Raw genomic sequence first — 14,577 nt, 5'->3', positions numbered from 1 at the left:
CCATCACCACGACGCGGAGATCTCGTAATGAGGCAACGAATCAATCTTCGCGGAGGTATTGACGTGAGGCAACAGGGACGGTTAAGTGCCTGATTCGGCCGGCCCCCGTTGACGGCACGCACACCCCGCTTTCACGGTTCACCCATCCTGGCGTGGGAGACTTGAGGGTGCCCTCGGTTTCTCGTCTCACCCCCGCCCGCTACGTTGGCGCGGCCCTGGTCTGCCTGCTCGCTTTCGTGGCGCTGTACCTGTTTTTCGTGCGTGACGAAACCGGGCAGGCCATCGACCAGTTGGCCTTCAACGGGGCAGAGGACGGCACCACCGGTATGGCCGTCACGCAGAGCCTGCTCGACCTGATCCCCTCCGTCATGGTGGCCGTTGGCGCGATAGTGAGCCTGGTCATCGCCGTCGTGCGCCGGGCCTGGTTCGCGCTCGTGGTCGCCGTGGCCGGGGCGATGGCGGCCGTGGTGACCACTCAGCTGCTGAAGAACATCGTCCTCACCCGGCCGGACCTCGGCGTGGATGGCTACGTCTCCAACTCATTCCCGTCCGGGCATACGACGGTGGCGGCCGCATCCGCTCTGGTGGTCTTTCTCGTCGCCAGCCCGCACACCCGGTGGCTGGCCGGCACCATCGGCGCCGCCTTCGCGGTCGCGGCCGGGGTGTCGACCCTGGTGAGCCTGTGGCACCGGCCCAGCGACGTGATCGCGGCGCTGCTCGTGGTGGCGTTCTGGGGCTGCGTCAGCGGCGCCGTGCTCACCCGGCTGGGCGGCCGGCAACGTGCCGCGCAGATCCCGACGCCGGCCAAGGTGGGTCTGCGGCTGCAGACCTGGATCGCGGTGCTCGCGGGAATCGTGACCGCCGTGGCGGTGGGCATCGGTGCCACGGGTGCGTTCGGCAGCCAGGCGGCGCCGTTGGCGTACCTGGGTGCCGTGACCGCCATTGTCGCGGTCGGCTTCGTGCTGGCCATCAGCGCCACCCGCCTGTTCGACCGGCTGCCGTAAACGCCGCGCGGCACGCCGCTCGGAGGGGTGTGCGCCTGCCGCCGCGCGTGTCACACTGGGGCATGGCCGTCACGCTGAGAGCGCTCCAGACCGTTGTACCGCCCACCGTCCTCGTGCAGGAGCAAGTACGGGACATTTTCGCCGCGCAGCCCGGCCTCAGCCGGCTGGCGCAGCGGCTGGTGACCGCCTCCTTCAACCTGTCCGGTATCGACACCCGGCACACCGTGATCGAGGAGCTCACCCTGGACTCGGAGGTGACCGAGCCGCAGTTCTTCGATGCCACCACCCAGCGGCTGCTCGTGCCCGGCACCCGGGTGCGCAACGAGCTCTACATCGAACAGGCCACGAAGCTGTTCGTGGAGGCCGGCCGCCGGGCCGTGGCCGCCTGCCCCGGACTGGACGCCGCCGACATCACCCACGTGGTGACGGTCTCCTGCACCGGCTTCTACGCCCCGGGTCCCGACTACATGCTGGTGCGCGAACTGGGCCTGGCCGCCTCCACCCAGCGCTACCACCTGGGGTTCATGGGCTGCTACGCCGCCATGCCGGCGCTGCGCACCGCCAAGCAGTTCGTGGAGGCCGACCCGAACGCTGTGGTGCTGGTGGTGAGCGCCGAGCTGTGCTCGTTGCACCTGCGCACCTCGAGCGACCCGGACACCATCGTGGCGTCCTCCCTGTTCTCTGACGGTGCCGCGGCCGGCATTGTGAGCGCCCGCCCGCCGGAGCCCGGCGAGAACGCCCTGGTGCTCGACCACTTCGAGACCGTGATCACGCCCGTCGGCGAGGGGGACATGGCCTGGAAGATCGGCGATGAGGGCTTCGAGATGGTGCTGAGCTCCTATGTACCGCACATCATCGACGAGCACATCGAGTCGGCCCTGGCCCCGTTGTTCGGCCGGGACGAGTCCCTCACCCTGGCCTTGGCGGCCGGTGTGCTGGCCGAGGCCGGTGCGGCGACAGGTGCCGACGTCGACGGTTCAGAGCCTGCCACCGCCGCGGCGGGCCAGGTGCTCACCGCGCCCGCGCCGGCATCGCCGCTGAGCACGGCGATCGCGCACTGGGCCATCCACCCCGGTGGGCGCAGCATCCTCGACAAGACCGAGGCCAAACTCGGCCTCACCGAGGCGCAACTGGTGCCGTCACGCGAGACCCTGCGCACCAACGGGAATATGTCCAGCGCCACCATCCTGTTCGTCATGAAGGCCATCCTCGACGCCGAGGCGACCGGTGATGGTGAACGCGTCTGCGCGATGGCGTTCGGCCCTGGTCTGACCGTCGAATCCGGCCTGATGACCGTGACGCGCGGCTGACGCCGTGCTCCCAACGCTCCGCGCACGCGCGGTTGACGCCGTCGAGATCATGGACGATCCGCACTGCGACCCTGACGCGCTCGCCCGCACCTACGCCGATTTCCGGCTGGTCAACGCCGTCGTCTCCGGGTTGCGGCACAGCTACCGCCACGACATCCGGCCGCGCCTGTCGGCCACCCGCCCGCACCGTTTGCTCGACATCGGCTCCGGCGGCGGTGACGTGGCCAGGTCGCTGGCCCGATGGGCCGCGCGGGACGGCCTGCGGCTGAGCGTCACGGCGATCGACCCGGATGCGCGCGCGCACGACTTCGCCGTCGCCCAGCCGCCGCTGCCCGGACTGGAATTCCGCCGGGCGCACAGCGGCGACCTGGTCACGGCGGGGGAGCGGTTCGACACCGTGCTCTCCAACCACGTGCTGCACCACCTCGGCGCCGCCGACCTCGGCGCGCTGCTGGCCGACTCCGAACGGCTCAGTCGCGGCCTGGTGCTGCACGGCGACATCGAGCGGGCTCCGCTGGCCTACGCCGGGTTCGGCCTGGGCACCTGGCCGTTCTTCCGCCGCTCCTACATCCGCGCCGACGGGCTCACCTCCATTCGGCGCAGCTTCACCTTCGCCGAGCTGTCGGCCGTCGCGCCGCCCGGCTGGACCGTCAGCCGCGAGCGCCCCTACCGGCTGGTGCTCCGCTGGACTGCGCCTGCCGCGGCGACCGGGCAGGCCCCGGCCAAGGAAGAAGGGGCCCATGCGTGACGTGATCGTGGTCGGTGGCGGGCCCGTCGGCATCCTGCTGGCCTGTTTGCTCGCCGACCAGGGCCTGGACGTGCTGGTACTGGAGAGTCGCACGGAGCCGTCGATGCAGGCGCGGGCCATCGGCATCCACCCGCCGTCGATGCGGGTGTTGCGCACGGTGGGGGTTGCCGGCGAGGTTCTGGCCAAGGCGGTGCGGATCGAGGTGGGCAGTGTTCGTTGCGGTGGCCGCACCCTGGGCCGGCTGTCCTTCGCCAGGGTCGCCGACCGGTTTCCGTTCGTGGTGGCGCTGCCGCAGTACGAGACCGAGGCCGTGCTGCGCAAGAGACTGCGGCAGCTGCGGCCGGACGCGCTGCGCTCCGGTGTGCGGGTGGGCACACTGCAGGACCGTGGTGACCATGTGAACGTGCTGGCGGAGACCACCGACCCGGCGCGGAAGGGCAGCGTCGACCTGCTCGGCATCGCCAGGTACGTGGTGGTGGCCGACGGGGCGCGCGGGCACCTGCGCGAGGCGGTCGGCATCGGCACCCGGCCGCTCGGCGGCGGCGACACCTACCTGATGGCCGACTACCCGGACACCGGTGAGCACGGCAGCGAGGCGGTGCTGTTCTTCGAGGCCGGCGGCGTGGTCGAGTCCTTCCCGCTGCCCAACGGGCGGCGGCGCTGGGTGGCCATGACGCCGACCCTGATGACGGATGCGCCCATCACCGCGCTCAGCGACCTCATCCGCACCCGCACCGGCGTGACCCTGCCGGCCTCGGACGCCGTGCCCAGCGCGTTCACCGTGCAGCAGCGGCTGGCGACCTCGATGGTGCGCGGCCGGCTGGTGCTCGTGGGCGATGCGGCGCACGAGATCAGCCCGATCGGCGGGCAGGGCATGAACCTGGGCTGGCTGGACGCGCTGGCGTTGGCGCCGGCGCTCAAGCACGCGCTCGCCCTGCCGATCGAGGCCAGGGCCACCCTCGGCGACTACGACAGGGTGCGCCGCCGCAGCGCCCGACGGGCCGCCAGCCAGGCCGGCTTCAACATGGCGATGGGGCGGCCCGCGCACGGACTGCGCCTGCGGGCCCGGAACGCGCTGGTGCGCATCCTGGCGACGCCGCCGCTGAACGGCCTGCTCGCCCGGGCCTTCACCATGCGCTGGCTCTGACCGCGCCCCGCAGCCCGCCCGCCCCTGCCCGCGTCCGCTGGGTGCGGGGCGCATAACTCCTGCAGCATCTGCAGCGGTGGCGGAGCGCCCGCGTGTTTCCGGCATCCGTTGCTCACGATCTGAAAAATTGCAGGAGTTATGCGCCCGAGCAGCGGGGATGGCGGGGTGCGCGGCGGACTGCGGGGTGCAGTTGAATGGAGGGGTGACTGCACCCCTGATCGACCTGCTCCGTGCCGACCTCTCCGCCGCCAACTTCTCGGTGACGGCCCTGACCGGCCTGTGGGGCATCGAAGCGGATGCCGCGCTGCACCGTAATCACCGGGTGCCGGCCCTGCGGGCGCTCGCCCGGTTGCGCGCCACCCTGACCGTGCCGGAGCCCACGGTGGCCCTGGCCCAGCTTTTCGTGCTCGGGCTGCCCGTGACCAGGGCCGAAATCGCCGCGGCGCTGCCCACCCTGGGCCTGGCGGGCGCCGAGGAGCTCGGCCTGCTGAGCGGTACCCCGCGGGACGGCAGTGCGACGGAGCCGGCGCCCGCCGACCCGACCGGCGCGACCGGCGCGACCGAGCCGGCGCTGGTGCATCCGCTCGTCGACCTGCGCCCGTACAGCTTCGTCGACGCACACGGCGCGGGCAGCTGGTGGATCGTCTCCGACCTCGGCGAGCTGGCGCTGGGCCACCCCCTCGGTGAGAGCCACGTGCTCGGCGTCGGCGGCGCCTCGCTCACCCTCAGCGCGCTGATGATCCCGAACCCGGTCGAGAGCGCGCTCGACCTCGGCACCGGCTGTGGCATCCAGGCCCTGCACGCCGCCAGGCACGCCACCCGGGTCGTGGCTACCGACATCTCGGTGCGCGCGCTCGAGTTGGCGGCGCTCAACGCCAGCCTCAACGGGGTGGAGAACATCGAGTTCCGGCTCGGCAGCCTGTTCGACCCGGTGGCGGGGGAGCGCTTCGACCACATCATCTCCAACCCGCCGTTCGTGATCACCCCGCGCACCGAGGGTGTGCCCAGCTACGAGTACCGCGATGGCGGTCTCGTCGGCGATGCGCTGGTGGAGGCCGTGGTGCGCGGTGCGTCCGAGCACCTCACCCCGGGTGGGGTGGCCCAGCTGCTGGGCAACTGGGAGTACCACGACGACGCAGAGGCCTTCGACCGGCTCACCGGCTGGCTCACCGCACCGACCGGCCACACTGGCGGCACCGCGGCGCTGGACGCCTGGATCATCGAGCGCGAGGTGCAACTGCCCACCGGCTACGCCGAAACCTGGATCCGCGATGGCGGCACCCGGCCGGACACCCCGCAGTTCGACAGCCTCTACGGCGCCTGGCTCGACGACTTCGAGGCCCGCGGGGTGCGCCAGGTCGGCTTCGGCTACGTGCTGCTGCGCCGACCGGCGGATGCGCAGGGTCACGCCGCCCCGCCCCGCCCCCGGCTGCTGCGGCTGGAACGCCTGCCAGAGGCCCTCGGCCACAACCCGGCCGGCATCGGCAGCCACCTAGCGGCCTGCCTGGCCGCGCACGACTGGCATGCAGGGCTGGACGACGACGCGCTGGCCCGCTCCACCCTCACCGTCGCATCCGACGTCACCGAGGAGCGCCACTTCTGGCCAGGCCAGGAGGACCCGACCCTGATGACGCTGCACCAGGGTGGCGGGTTCGGCCGGTCGGAGCCGCTGGACACCGCCCAGGCCGCCCTGATCGGCGCCTGCGACGGTGAACTGCCGGTCGGCGCGATCATCGACGCCATCGCGCAGCTGCTCGAGGCCGACCCGGCCGCGCTCCGGGCGGAGCTGCTGCCGCGCGTGCGCGCCCTGCTCGACGACGGCTTCCTCGAGCCGCCCAGGTCCTGACCGCCCCAACTGTTGCCGAAGCGGACAAGTGCGCCCGGTACGCCGGACGCAAATGTCCGCACGGGCAACAGTTGCGGCACGCGCGCTGAGGTAGCGTGAGGGATACACCTTCAAGGGGCCGAGAGGAGTGCGTCACCTGACGCGATCGCAACGATGAACCGTCGCACCTTTCTGCTCGGCACCTTCTCGGGGCTGTCCGTGCTCGCGCTCAGCGGATGCGTGCCGGAGCCCACCCCCACGGGCACGCCGACGCCCACCAGCACGCCGGCGCCGTCCCTCGTGCCGCAGCCGGCCGAAATGCTGCGCACCTCCTGGTCCGACGACCCGTTCGCCCGCGGCTCGTACAGCTTCGCGGCGGTCGGCTCCACGCCGCAGCACCGCGAGGACCTCGCCGAACCCATCCTGGACCGGCTCTACCTGGCCGGTGAGGCCGTCTCGATCGACGAACCCGGCACCGTGCAGGGCGCCCGCGGCTCGGGCCAGAGCGCGGCGCGGGCTCTGCTCGAGGTCGCCGAACCGGGGGAGCGGATCGCCGTGATCGGCGGAGGCATCGCCGGCCTCGCGGCCGCCCGCCAGCTCACCGCCGCCGGGTTCACCGCCGTCGTGATCGAGTCCCGCGATCGACTGGGCGGCCGCATCCAGACCGTGTCCGGCGACGCCTGGCCGATCCCCGTCGAACTCGGTCCATCGTTCATCGTCTCCGGCGGCAGCACCTCCCTCGACGAGGAACTGACCGGCCTCGACATCGCCCACGAGCAGTTCCTGCCCACCCCGGAGGTGCGCACCCCGGACGGCACGCTCGCCACCGTCTCCCCGGTCGGCGCCGAGGTCGTGACCGCTGCCCTGGCCTGGGCCGCCGAGCAGGCCCAGGACACCGCACTGGCCCAGGCCCTCGTCGCCACCGGGTCCGCGACGCTGTCGATGACGGATGGCGATGCCGGCGTCTCCGACGCCGACTGGCTGGACTACCAGCTCGCCACCTCCACCACCCTGGAGTCCGGCGCGCCGACGGAAGAGATGTCCGGCTGGTACACCCCCACCCCGGCGACCATCCAGGCCGAGGACACCCGGATCGTGCTGGGCGGCTACGGCGCCCTGATCGACGATCTCGCCGCGGACCTCGACGTGCTCTACTCCAGCGTGGTCACCCGCATCGGCTACACCGAGACATCCGTCAGCCTGCGCCTGGGCACCGGGGAGTCGCTGACCGTGGACCGGGCGATCGTGACGGTGCCGCTGGGGGTGCTGCAGAGCGACGTGATCGAATTCGTGCCGCCGCTGCCGTTCGCCCACCGCGGCGCGATCGCGGCGCTGGGGATGGGCACGCTGGACAAGATCTGGTTGCGCTTCGACGAACCGTTCTGGGACACCGAGGCCACGGTGTGGACCACGGTCGGGGACGACACTCTCGACTTCCGGGTGTGGGTGAACATGCTGCCGCTCACCGGGGAGCCGATCCTGATGGGCCTCGTCAGCGGTGAGCGTGCGCTGGCCCTGGCCACCGTTGACGACACCGCGTTCACGGATGCGGCGCTGCGCAGCCTGGAACCGTTCGCGGTGCTCGCGACAGCCACCCCGGCACCGTAATCAATTAACGAGCAAAACTCAGAGTTCCGGTGTAAGCTCCACGAAACGTCTAGTCGGTGAAGTAGCCGACCGAGTGAGGGAGGCTTCCCGCGGGAAGTTCCTGTCGTTTCCCGACCGGTCGCGCCGACGGAGTCCGGTTGTGGTTTTCTGTGTGTCGCCGTCGGCCATCGGGTGTGGTCGCGATCCCGGTGTCCCATTCGATTCGCGGCCGCCAGTCCCACCTGATTGACCAAGTGAGCATGTATATTCTGACAAATTTCGAATCCATGTCGTTGCTCGACTTCGACGCCGCATTGCCCTGCGAGGGCAGCCATCATCACCGCAGCCTGAGCGGCCACGCCGCCGCCGAACCGGGCGCCTTCATGGTGATCTCGCCGTGTTGCGGGCCCAAGGTGATCCAGTGTTCTCCCCGGGTATCGGCCATGCAGGCCTCCGGCGTGCTCTACTGCGGTACCTGTGAGTCCGAGCACCTCACCAGCCAGTACACCTTCGTTCCCGTGGAGCAGTCGGCCGGCTAGCTAGTTCGGTACCGAGCCGCCGGCGCCGCGGGAACGCGGCCGCCAGCTCAGCCGGGACGTCGCCACCAGCACGGCGGCGATGCCCAGGAACAGCACCACGGCGATCAGGCAGTAGGCGGCGGTCTCGAGTGGGCCGCTGACCTGGGCCGGGTCGAGGAAGAAGTACGGGTACCAGCCCACCTGGGCGCCGCGCACGAGCGTGAACACGCCCCAGACGATCGGGTACGGCATGATCCAGCGCAGGAAGCGCCAGGACAGCCGGGCCTTGCCGGTGTCGGTCAGCCAGTCCAGGAGCGCGATCACGGGGATGTAGAAGTGCAGCACCTGGCTGGGCCAGGGCACCTCCATCGAGTAGTCGCGTGATGACGACTGGATGACGATGGTGAGGAAGACGATGCCGGAGACGAGGATGTAGGTGGTGACCAGGGCCCGGAACAGGTCCAGCCACTGCGGGTCCTTGTCCTGCCGGAGCGCCACGATCGCGCCGAACACGAACGCGACCACCGCCCCGATCGCGCTCTGCACGGTGAAGTAGGTGAAGACGTTGTACGCCGCGAAGGTGGGGAACAGCAGCACGTACTCGTAATTGCCGATCAGCGCGATAATGCCCGCCGCGGCGAGCAGCAGCCGTCCGACGGCGTAGCCGTGTCGCAGGGTGACGCGTCGGCGCGCGGGCAACGCCTCACGCGCCTCCGCTTCCCCCCATGGTTGGGAGGAGGTGCGCACGATCGGTCCAGTCCGGTCGGGACCGGATGACTGCGCGCCCATGTTCCAACGCTACGCCAGAGTGCCCCTGGCTCGGGCCAGCCCGGCCGCCGTCGCTCACAGCCGGATGCTGAAACTCGCCTCGCCGTGCTCGGCCAGGTCGGTCACCTGCACCGATTGCACGCTCGCTGACCGCGGCCCGGTGTGCAGCCAGTCCAGCATCCGCTCGACGGCCGCGTCGTCGCCCTCGATCTCGGCCTCGACGGCCCCGTCTGCTCGGTTGCGCACGAATCCGCCCAACCCCAGACTGCCGGCCTGTGCCTCGGTGTAGTACCGAAAGCCCACGCCCTGCACCAGCCCGTTGACGATCACCCGTTTGCGACTCACGCCCCCATTGTGTGCGCCGCCCGCCGCCGCGGCAACCCCAGCGGCCGGCCCGGGCTATACGGCCCAACTGTTACCCGTGCGGACAATTGGTCCCGGTGTGCCGGGCGCAATTGTCCGCTTGGGGAACAGTTGCGTACGGGGGAGCCGCGCAGCCGCGCGGGTCAGGCGGAGTCGCGCCAGACGATCTCGGTGTCGAGCAGGATGCCGCCGAGCTCGGCGGGTTCCCCGCGCAGCTGGCTGAGCACGGACTCGGCCGCGCGCTGGCCGAGGCCGTTGGCGGGCTGGCGCACCGTGGAGAGCAGCGGCTGGCAGCGCAGCGCCCAGGCGCTGTCGTCGAAGCCGACGATGCCCACGTCCTCGGGCACGCGCCGGCCGGCCTCGCGCAGGGCGTTGAGGGCGCCGGCGGCGATCACGTCTGAGGCCGCGAACACCCCGTCGATCGAGGGGTCCTGGGCCAGCAGCGCGCGCATGCCGTCGCGGCCGTCGGTGTAGGTGTACAGCGGCACCGGCGCCACCAGGGCGGGGTCGAACCGGTCGCCCAGGGCATCCGTGTAGCCGGCCAGCCGGTCGGAGCCGGAGTCGCGGTCGAGCGCCGCGGCGATCATGCCGATGCGGGTGCGTCCGGTGCCGATCAGCCGCTCGGTGATGGCGCGGGCGGCGGTGCGGTTGTTGATGCCCACGTAGGGCAGGTCGCGCAGGTCCTGCGGATGCCCGACGAACGCGGCCGGCAGGTCCAGCCGTTCGATCACCCGGGTGATCGGGTCCTGCTCCCTGGCGGAGACGACGACCACGCCGTCGACGAAGCCACCGGAGAGGTAGCGCGCCACCCGCTCGGTGTCCCGGTCGGACTCGATCACCAGGCTGACCATCTGGTAGTCGGCGCGGGAGAGCGCGGAGTTGGCGCCGAGCAGGATCTCACCGATGTTGGGGTCTTCGAGGAAGAGCGAGTGCGGCTCGTGCACGATCAGGCCCACCGCCTGGGAACGCTGCATCACCAGGTTGCGGGCGGCGGTGTTCGGCACGTAGCCGACCTTCTCGATGGCGGCCTCGATGGCCACCCTGGCCTCGGCGGAGACGTAGGGCTCGTTGTTCACGACCCGGCTGACGGTGCCGCGGGACACGCCGGCCTCCGCCGCCACGTCATGGATCGTCGCGCGCTTGCGTCGGCCCGGGATTGTCACCATTCGATAACTGTACCCGTCCGTCAGCTTGACATCGTGGCCGAGCTGTACTTACTCTGTGTACGTTCACAGACACTCAATGAGGAGTCATTTGCTCCTCGATCTGTGCACGTTCACAGAACGTCGAATCGGGGCCGGTCCCACCGGGGCCACCCGCAGAAGCAGGAGCACATGAACACCGCAGTAGCCAGTCCCGCCGTGACGCACCCCGTCACCTCGGCGACCCCGTTCACACAGGACGGCATCGCCTACGGCTGCGACTACAACCCCGAGCAGTGGGGACCAGACGTCTGGGCCGAGGACGTGCTGCTCATGCAGCAGGCCGGCGTCGACCTCGTCGCGATCAACATCTTCGGCTGGTCCGCGCTCGAGCCCGCCCCCGGCGTGTACGACTTCACCCTGCTCGACACCATCATCGAGCTGCTGCACGAGCACGGCATCCGGGTGAACCTGGGCACCGGCACCTCGTCGCCGCCGCCGTGGCTGACCACGCTGCACCCCGAGATCCTGCCGCAGACCGAGGACGGCACCACCCGCTACCCCGGCGGCCGCCAGGCCTGGTGCCCGAGCTCGCCGGTGTTCCGCGAGCACGCCCTGCGCCTGGTCGAGCAGGTGGCCCGCCGCTACGGCGCCCACCCGGCCGTGGCCCTCTGGCACGTCTCCAACGAACTCGGCTGCCACAACGCGCTCTGCTACGACGACGACTCCGCCGCCGCATTCCGGCTTTGGCTGGAAGCGAAGTACAGCACCATCGCCGCGCTCAACGCCGCCTGGGGAACGAGCTTCTGGAGCCAGCGCTACACCGACTGGGCCGAGATCCACACCCCCCGGCTCACCCTGTCCAGCCGCAACCCCGGCCAGGTGCTCGATTTCCAGCGCTTCAGCTCCGACGAACTGCTCGGCTACTACCAGGCCGAAGAGGCCGTCATCCGCCGGCACAGCACCGTGCCGGTCACAACGAACTTCATGGTCACCGCGCACATCAAGAACCTCGACTACTGGCGTTGGGCATCCGTCGTTGACGTCGTGGCCAACGACCACTACCTCGACCACCGCCTCGCCGACCCCACCACCGAGCTGGCCTTCGCCGCCGACCTCACCCGTGGGCTGGCCGGCGGCAACGCCTGGCTGCTGATGGAGCAGGCCACCAGCGCCGTGAACTGGCAGCCGCTGAACCTGGCCAAGACGCCGGGGGAGATGACCCGCAACTCGCTGGCCCACGTGGCCCGCGGCGCCGACGCGATCTGCTTCTTCCAGTGGCGAGCCTCCCAGCAGGGCTCGGAGAAATTCCACTCCGCGCTCGTGCCGCACGCCGGCACCGACACCGTGCTCTGGCGCGAGGTCGTGCAGCTGGGCGCCACCCTCGACAAGCTCGACGAGATCATCGGCACCCGCGTCGTCGCGGATGCCGCGATCCTGTTCAGCTGGGAGGCCTGGTGGGCCGGAGACGGCGAGTCCCGGCCGTCCCAGTCGGTGAAATACCTCGAGCAGGTGCACGCCGCGTACACCGCGCTGCACCGGCTCGGCGTCACCGTCGACATCGTCTCCCCGGATGCCGACCTCTCCGGCTACCGCCTCGTCGTGGCGCCCGCGCTGTACCTGGTCACCGACTCCCAGGCCGCCAACCTCGCCGGCTTCGTCGCCGACGGCGGTCACGCCCTGGTCACCTTCTACAGCGGCATCGTCGATGAGGATGACCGGGTGCGCCTCGGCGGCTACCCCGGTGCGTTCCGCGACCTGCTCGGCGTGCGCGTCGAGGAGTTCGCGCCGCTGCGCCCCGGCACCACCGTGGGGCTGCACGCGCCGATCGGCCTATCCAACGGCGCCACCGGTACCCTGTGGACCGAACGCCTGCAGCTGGCCGGGGCGGAGGCCGTGGCGCACTACACCGACGGTGCCCTCACCGGTGTGCCCGCGCTCACCCGCAACCGGCACGGCGCCGGCACCGCCTGGTACCTGGCGACGGCGCCGGACGCCGACACCTACCGCGACCTGCTGGGCACCATCGCCGGGCAGGCCCGCGTCACCGCGGCCGGCCCGGTCGGCGACGGCCTCGTCGAGGTCATCCGTCGCGCCGCCGCCGACCGCTCCTACCGCTTCATCATCAACCACGGCGACACCGACGTTCAGGTCAGCGGCGACGGGCACGAGCTCGTCACCGGCCTCACCGTCACCAGCACCCTGCGCGTACCGGCCGGAGCCGTACGCGTACTCAGAGAGGACACCGCATCATGAGCGCACCAGCCCTTCCGGCTGCGGATGCCCGGAGCGCGGCACCGCGCAGTCCGGCACCGAAGCCCCGCAAGATCAAGGTGTCGCACCCGAAGGCGATCGCCGTCTTCATCGTTCCGTTCGCCGTGCTCTTCACCCTGTTCTACCTGGTGCCGATCGGCTACGCGATCTACCAGTCGCTGCTCGTGGTGGAACGCGACGGCACCTTCGGCAAGGCCACCGAGGTCTTCGGCGGGCTGACCCAGTACATCGCCGTGTTCCAGAACGGACCGTTCTGGGAGTCGATCACCCGGGTGCTCGCCTTCGGTGTGGTGCAGGTGCCGGTCATGCTCGGCCTGGCGCTGCTCTTCGCGCTGCTGCTGGACAGCCCGCTGCTGCGCGGCAAGCGCTTCTTCCGGCTCGCCTTCTTCGTGCCGTACGCCGTTCCCGGCGTCATCGCCGCGATCATGTGGGGCTTCCTCTACTCGCCCAACCTGTCGCCGTTCACGGCCGTCACCAGCAACATCAGCTTCCTCTCCGCCGATCTGGTGCTCTGGGCCATCGCCAACGTCGTCACCTGGGTCTACGTGGGCTACAACATGCTCATCATCTACTCGGCGCTGCTGGCCATCCCCACCGAGATCTACGAGGCCGCCCGCCTCGACGGTGCCGGCCAGATGCGCATCGCCTGGTCGATCAAGATCCCGCTGATCATGCCCGCGATCGTGCTCACCGGCATCTTCTCCATCATCGGCACCCTGCAGCTGCTCGCCGAGCCGCAGGTGTTCCGCACCTTCAGCTCCGCCGTGACCAGCACGTTCACCCCGAACCTGATGGTCTACTCCACCTCCTCGATCCCCAACGTGAACCTCGCCGCGGCGTTCAGCGTGGTGCTGGCCCTGGCCACCTTCGTGCTCTCGTTCTCGTTCCTCAAGTTCACCCAGCGGAAGGAAGGCAAATGAGCGCCCTCACCGAGTCATCCGTCGCCCGCTCCGCCAAGCGCGTGAAGACCACCACCCCGGCCCCCAAGGTCGCCAAGGAGAGCCCGCTCTCCCGCATCGGCGCGATGACCGTGATGCTCGTCTTCACGCTCTACTTCCTGGTGCCGATCTGGTGGCTGTTCATCGCCGGCACCAAGAGCAGCTCGCAGTTCACCAGCACCAACCCGCTCTGGTTCGCCGACTTCAACCTGTTCGCCAACATCGGCAACCTGGTCGCCTACCGCGACGGCGTCTTCCTCAAGTGGATGCTCAACAGCGCACTGTACGCCGGCGCCGGCGCCCTGCTGGCCACCCTGTTCGCCGGCATGGCCGGCTACGCCCTGGCCAAGTACCGCTTCCCCGGCCGGGAACTGCTGTTCAACATCGTGCTCGGCGGGGTGCTCGTTCCGGCCACCGCGCTGGCGCTGCCGCTGTTCCTGATCTTCAGCCAGGTCAGCCTCACCAACACCTTCTGGGCGGTGTTCCTGCCCAGCCTGGTCAGCCCGTTCGGGGTGTACCTCACCCGCATCTTCGCCTCGGCGAGCGTGCCGGACGAACTGATCGAGGCCGCCCGCCTCGACGGTGCCGGCGAGGTGCGCACCTTCTTCACCGTCTCGGTGAAGCTGATGTTCCCCGCCCTGGTCACCGTGTTCCTCTTTCAGTTCGTGGCCATCTGGAACAACTTCTTCCTGCCGCTGATCATGCTGCGCGACGAGACCCTGTTCCCGGTGACCCTCGGCCTGTACGCCTGGAACTCCCAGGTCAACCAGATCCCCGAGCTGCGCGGCTACGTGCTCATCGGTGCCCTGCTGTCGATCATCCCGCTGATCATCCTGTTCCTGCTGCTGCAGCGCTTCTGGCGCAACGGCCTCGGCGCCGGCAGCGTCAAGTGACCCCCAGACTCTCCTGACCGTTTCACCCAGCCATACCCGCATCATCCGCGTCACCTTGCA

The 14,577-nt window shown here is 70.2% G+C and carries 13 protein-coding genes; 10 read left to right on the top strand and 3 right to left on the bottom strand.

Annotated elements, in window-relative coordinates; translation table 11 throughout:
• The first annotated feature begins 167 nt into the window (after positions 1-167).
• From K2F54_RS15120 to K2F54_RS15090, 7 genes are all read left to right on the top strand, one after another.
• Positions 168-1,004 (top strand): phosphatase PAP2 family protein, encoded by an 837-nt coding sequence (locus K2F54_RS15120; protein ID WP_220606680.1) that lies wholly within the window; start codon positions 168-170, stop codon positions 1,002-1,004.
• 62 nt (positions 1,005-1,066) lie between these two features.
• Positions 1,067-2,314, top strand: coding sequence for a type III polyketide synthase (locus K2F54_RS15115; RefSeq protein ID WP_220606679.1), 1,248 nt, complete (start codon positions 1,067-1,069; stop codon positions 2,312-2,314).
• 4 nt (positions 2,315-2,318) lie between these two features.
• On the top strand, positions 2,319-3,062 hold the full coding sequence (locus K2F54_RS15110) for a class I SAM-dependent methyltransferase (protein ID WP_308287688.1): 744 nt from the start codon (positions 2,319-2,321) through the stop codon (positions 3,060-3,062).
• Positions 3,055-4,209, top strand: a complete 1,155-nt coding sequence (locus tag K2F54_RS15105) for an FAD-dependent oxidoreductase (protein WP_220606678.1) — start codon at positions 3,055-3,057, stop codon at positions 4,207-4,209. The genes K2F54_RS15110 and K2F54_RS15105 overlap by 8 nt, the downstream gene beginning before the upstream one ends.
• Positions 4,210-4,411: 202 nt before the next feature.
• Positions 4,412-6,055, top strand: a complete 1,644-nt coding sequence (locus K2F54_RS15100; RefSeq protein WP_308287687.1) for a DUF7059 domain-containing protein — start codon at positions 4,412-4,414, stop codon at positions 6,053-6,055.
• A 153-nt stretch (positions 6,056-6,208) separates the two neighbouring features.
• Positions 6,209-7,642: a flavin monoamine oxidase family protein gene (locus tag K2F54_RS15095; protein WP_220606676.1), complete on the top strand. Its 1,434-nt coding sequence runs from the start codon at positions 6,209-6,211 to the stop codon at positions 7,640-7,642.
• A 239-nt stretch (positions 7,643-7,881) separates the two neighbouring features.
• Entirely contained in the window at positions 7,882-8,160 is a 279-nt protein-coding gene (locus K2F54_RS15090; protein WP_220606675.1) for a hypothetical protein, read from the top strand.
• Here the strand turns inward: K2F54_RS15090 and K2F54_RS15085 are convergent, their stop codons facing one another.
• The 3 genes from K2F54_RS15085 to K2F54_RS15075 all read right to left on the bottom strand — a co-directional run bounded on the left by K2F54_RS15085 (position 8,161) and on the right by K2F54_RS15075 (position 10,436).
• Complete coding sequence (locus K2F54_RS15085) at positions 8,161-8,928, bottom strand: Pr6Pr family membrane protein (protein ID WP_220606674.1); 768 nt, start codon at positions 8,926-8,928, stop codon at positions 8,161-8,163. It abuts the gene before it with no gap.
• Between the two features lie 54 nt (positions 8,929-8,982).
• Positions 8,983-9,252, bottom strand: coding sequence for an acylphosphatase (locus K2F54_RS15080; protein WP_220606673.1), 270 nt, complete (start codon positions 9,250-9,252; stop codon positions 8,983-8,985).
• A gap of 161 nt (positions 9,253-9,413) precedes the next feature.
• Positions 9,414-10,436: a LacI family DNA-binding transcriptional regulator gene (locus K2F54_RS15075; RefSeq protein WP_220606672.1), complete on the bottom strand. Its 1,023-nt coding sequence runs from the start codon at positions 10,434-10,436 to the stop codon at positions 9,414-9,416.
• A gap of 168 nt (positions 10,437-10,604) precedes the next feature.
• On the opposite strand from K2F54_RS15075, the gene K2F54_RS15070 reads away from it, so the two are divergent.
• Genes K2F54_RS15070 through K2F54_RS15060 form a run of 3 tightly spaced genes read left to right on the top strand, consistent with a single transcriptional unit; the run spans position 10,605 to position 14,517 of the window.
• Positions 10,605-12,668, top strand: a complete 2,064-nt coding sequence (locus tag K2F54_RS15070) for a beta-galactosidase (RefSeq protein ID WP_220606671.1) — start codon at positions 10,605-10,607, stop codon at positions 12,666-12,668.
• Positions 12,665-13,606: a carbohydrate ABC transporter permease gene (locus tag K2F54_RS15065; RefSeq protein WP_220606670.1), complete on the top strand. Its 942-nt coding sequence runs from the start codon at positions 12,665-12,667 to the stop codon at positions 13,604-13,606. Before K2F54_RS15070 ends, K2F54_RS15065 begins: the two co-directional genes overlap by 4 nt.
• On the top strand, positions 13,603-14,517 hold the full coding sequence (locus tag K2F54_RS15060) for a carbohydrate ABC transporter permease (RefSeq protein ID WP_220606669.1): 915 nt from the start codon (positions 13,603-13,605) through the stop codon (positions 14,515-14,517). The genes K2F54_RS15065 and K2F54_RS15060 overlap by 4 nt, the downstream gene beginning before the upstream one ends.
• Positions 14,518-14,577 lie beyond the last annotated feature (60 nt).

The sequence above is a fragment of the Cryobacterium inferilacus genome (genome assembly GCF_019599185.1).
Classification (GTDB): domain Bacteria; phylum Actinomycetota; class Actinomycetes; order Actinomycetales; family Microbacteriaceae; genus Cryobacterium; species Cryobacterium inferilacus.
Note: the sequence above shows the minus strand (reverse complement) of the source record. Positions and strands in the feature narration are given on the sequence as shown.

Coding starts and splice junctions, on each gene's coding strand:
- K2F54_RS15090 (WP_220606675.1), top strand. CDS start 7,882: ATGTATATTCTGACAAATTTCGAATCCATGTCGTTGCTCGACTTCGAC.
- K2F54_RS15105 (WP_220606678.1), top strand. CDS start 3,055: ATGCGTGACGTGATCGTGGTCGGTGGCGGGCCCGTCGGCATCCTGCTG.
- K2F54_RS15095 (WP_220606676.1), top strand. CDS start 6,209: ATGAACCGTCGCACCTTTCTGCTCGGCACCTTCTCGGGGCTGTCCGTG.
- K2F54_RS15065 (WP_220606670.1), top strand. CDS start 12,665: ATGAGCGCACCAGCCCTTCCGGCTGCGGATGCCCGGAGCGCGGCACCG.
- K2F54_RS15075 (WP_220606672.1), bottom strand. CDS start 10,436: ATGGTGACAATCCCGGGCCGACGCAAGCGCGCGACGATCCATGACGTG.
- K2F54_RS15085 (WP_220606674.1), bottom strand. CDS start 8,928: ATGGGCGCGCAGTCATCCGGTCCCGACCGGACTGGACCGATCGTGCGC.
- K2F54_RS15070 (WP_220606671.1), top strand. CDS start 10,605: ATGAACACCGCAGTAGCCAGTCCCGCCGTGACGCACCCCGTCACCTCG.
- K2F54_RS15060 (WP_220606669.1), top strand. CDS start 13,603: ATGAGCGCCCTCACCGAGTCATCCGTCGCCCGCTCCGCCAAGCGCGTG.
- K2F54_RS15115 (WP_220606679.1), top strand. CDS start 1,067: ATGGCCGTCACGCTGAGAGCGCTCCAGACCGTTGTACCGCCCACCGTC.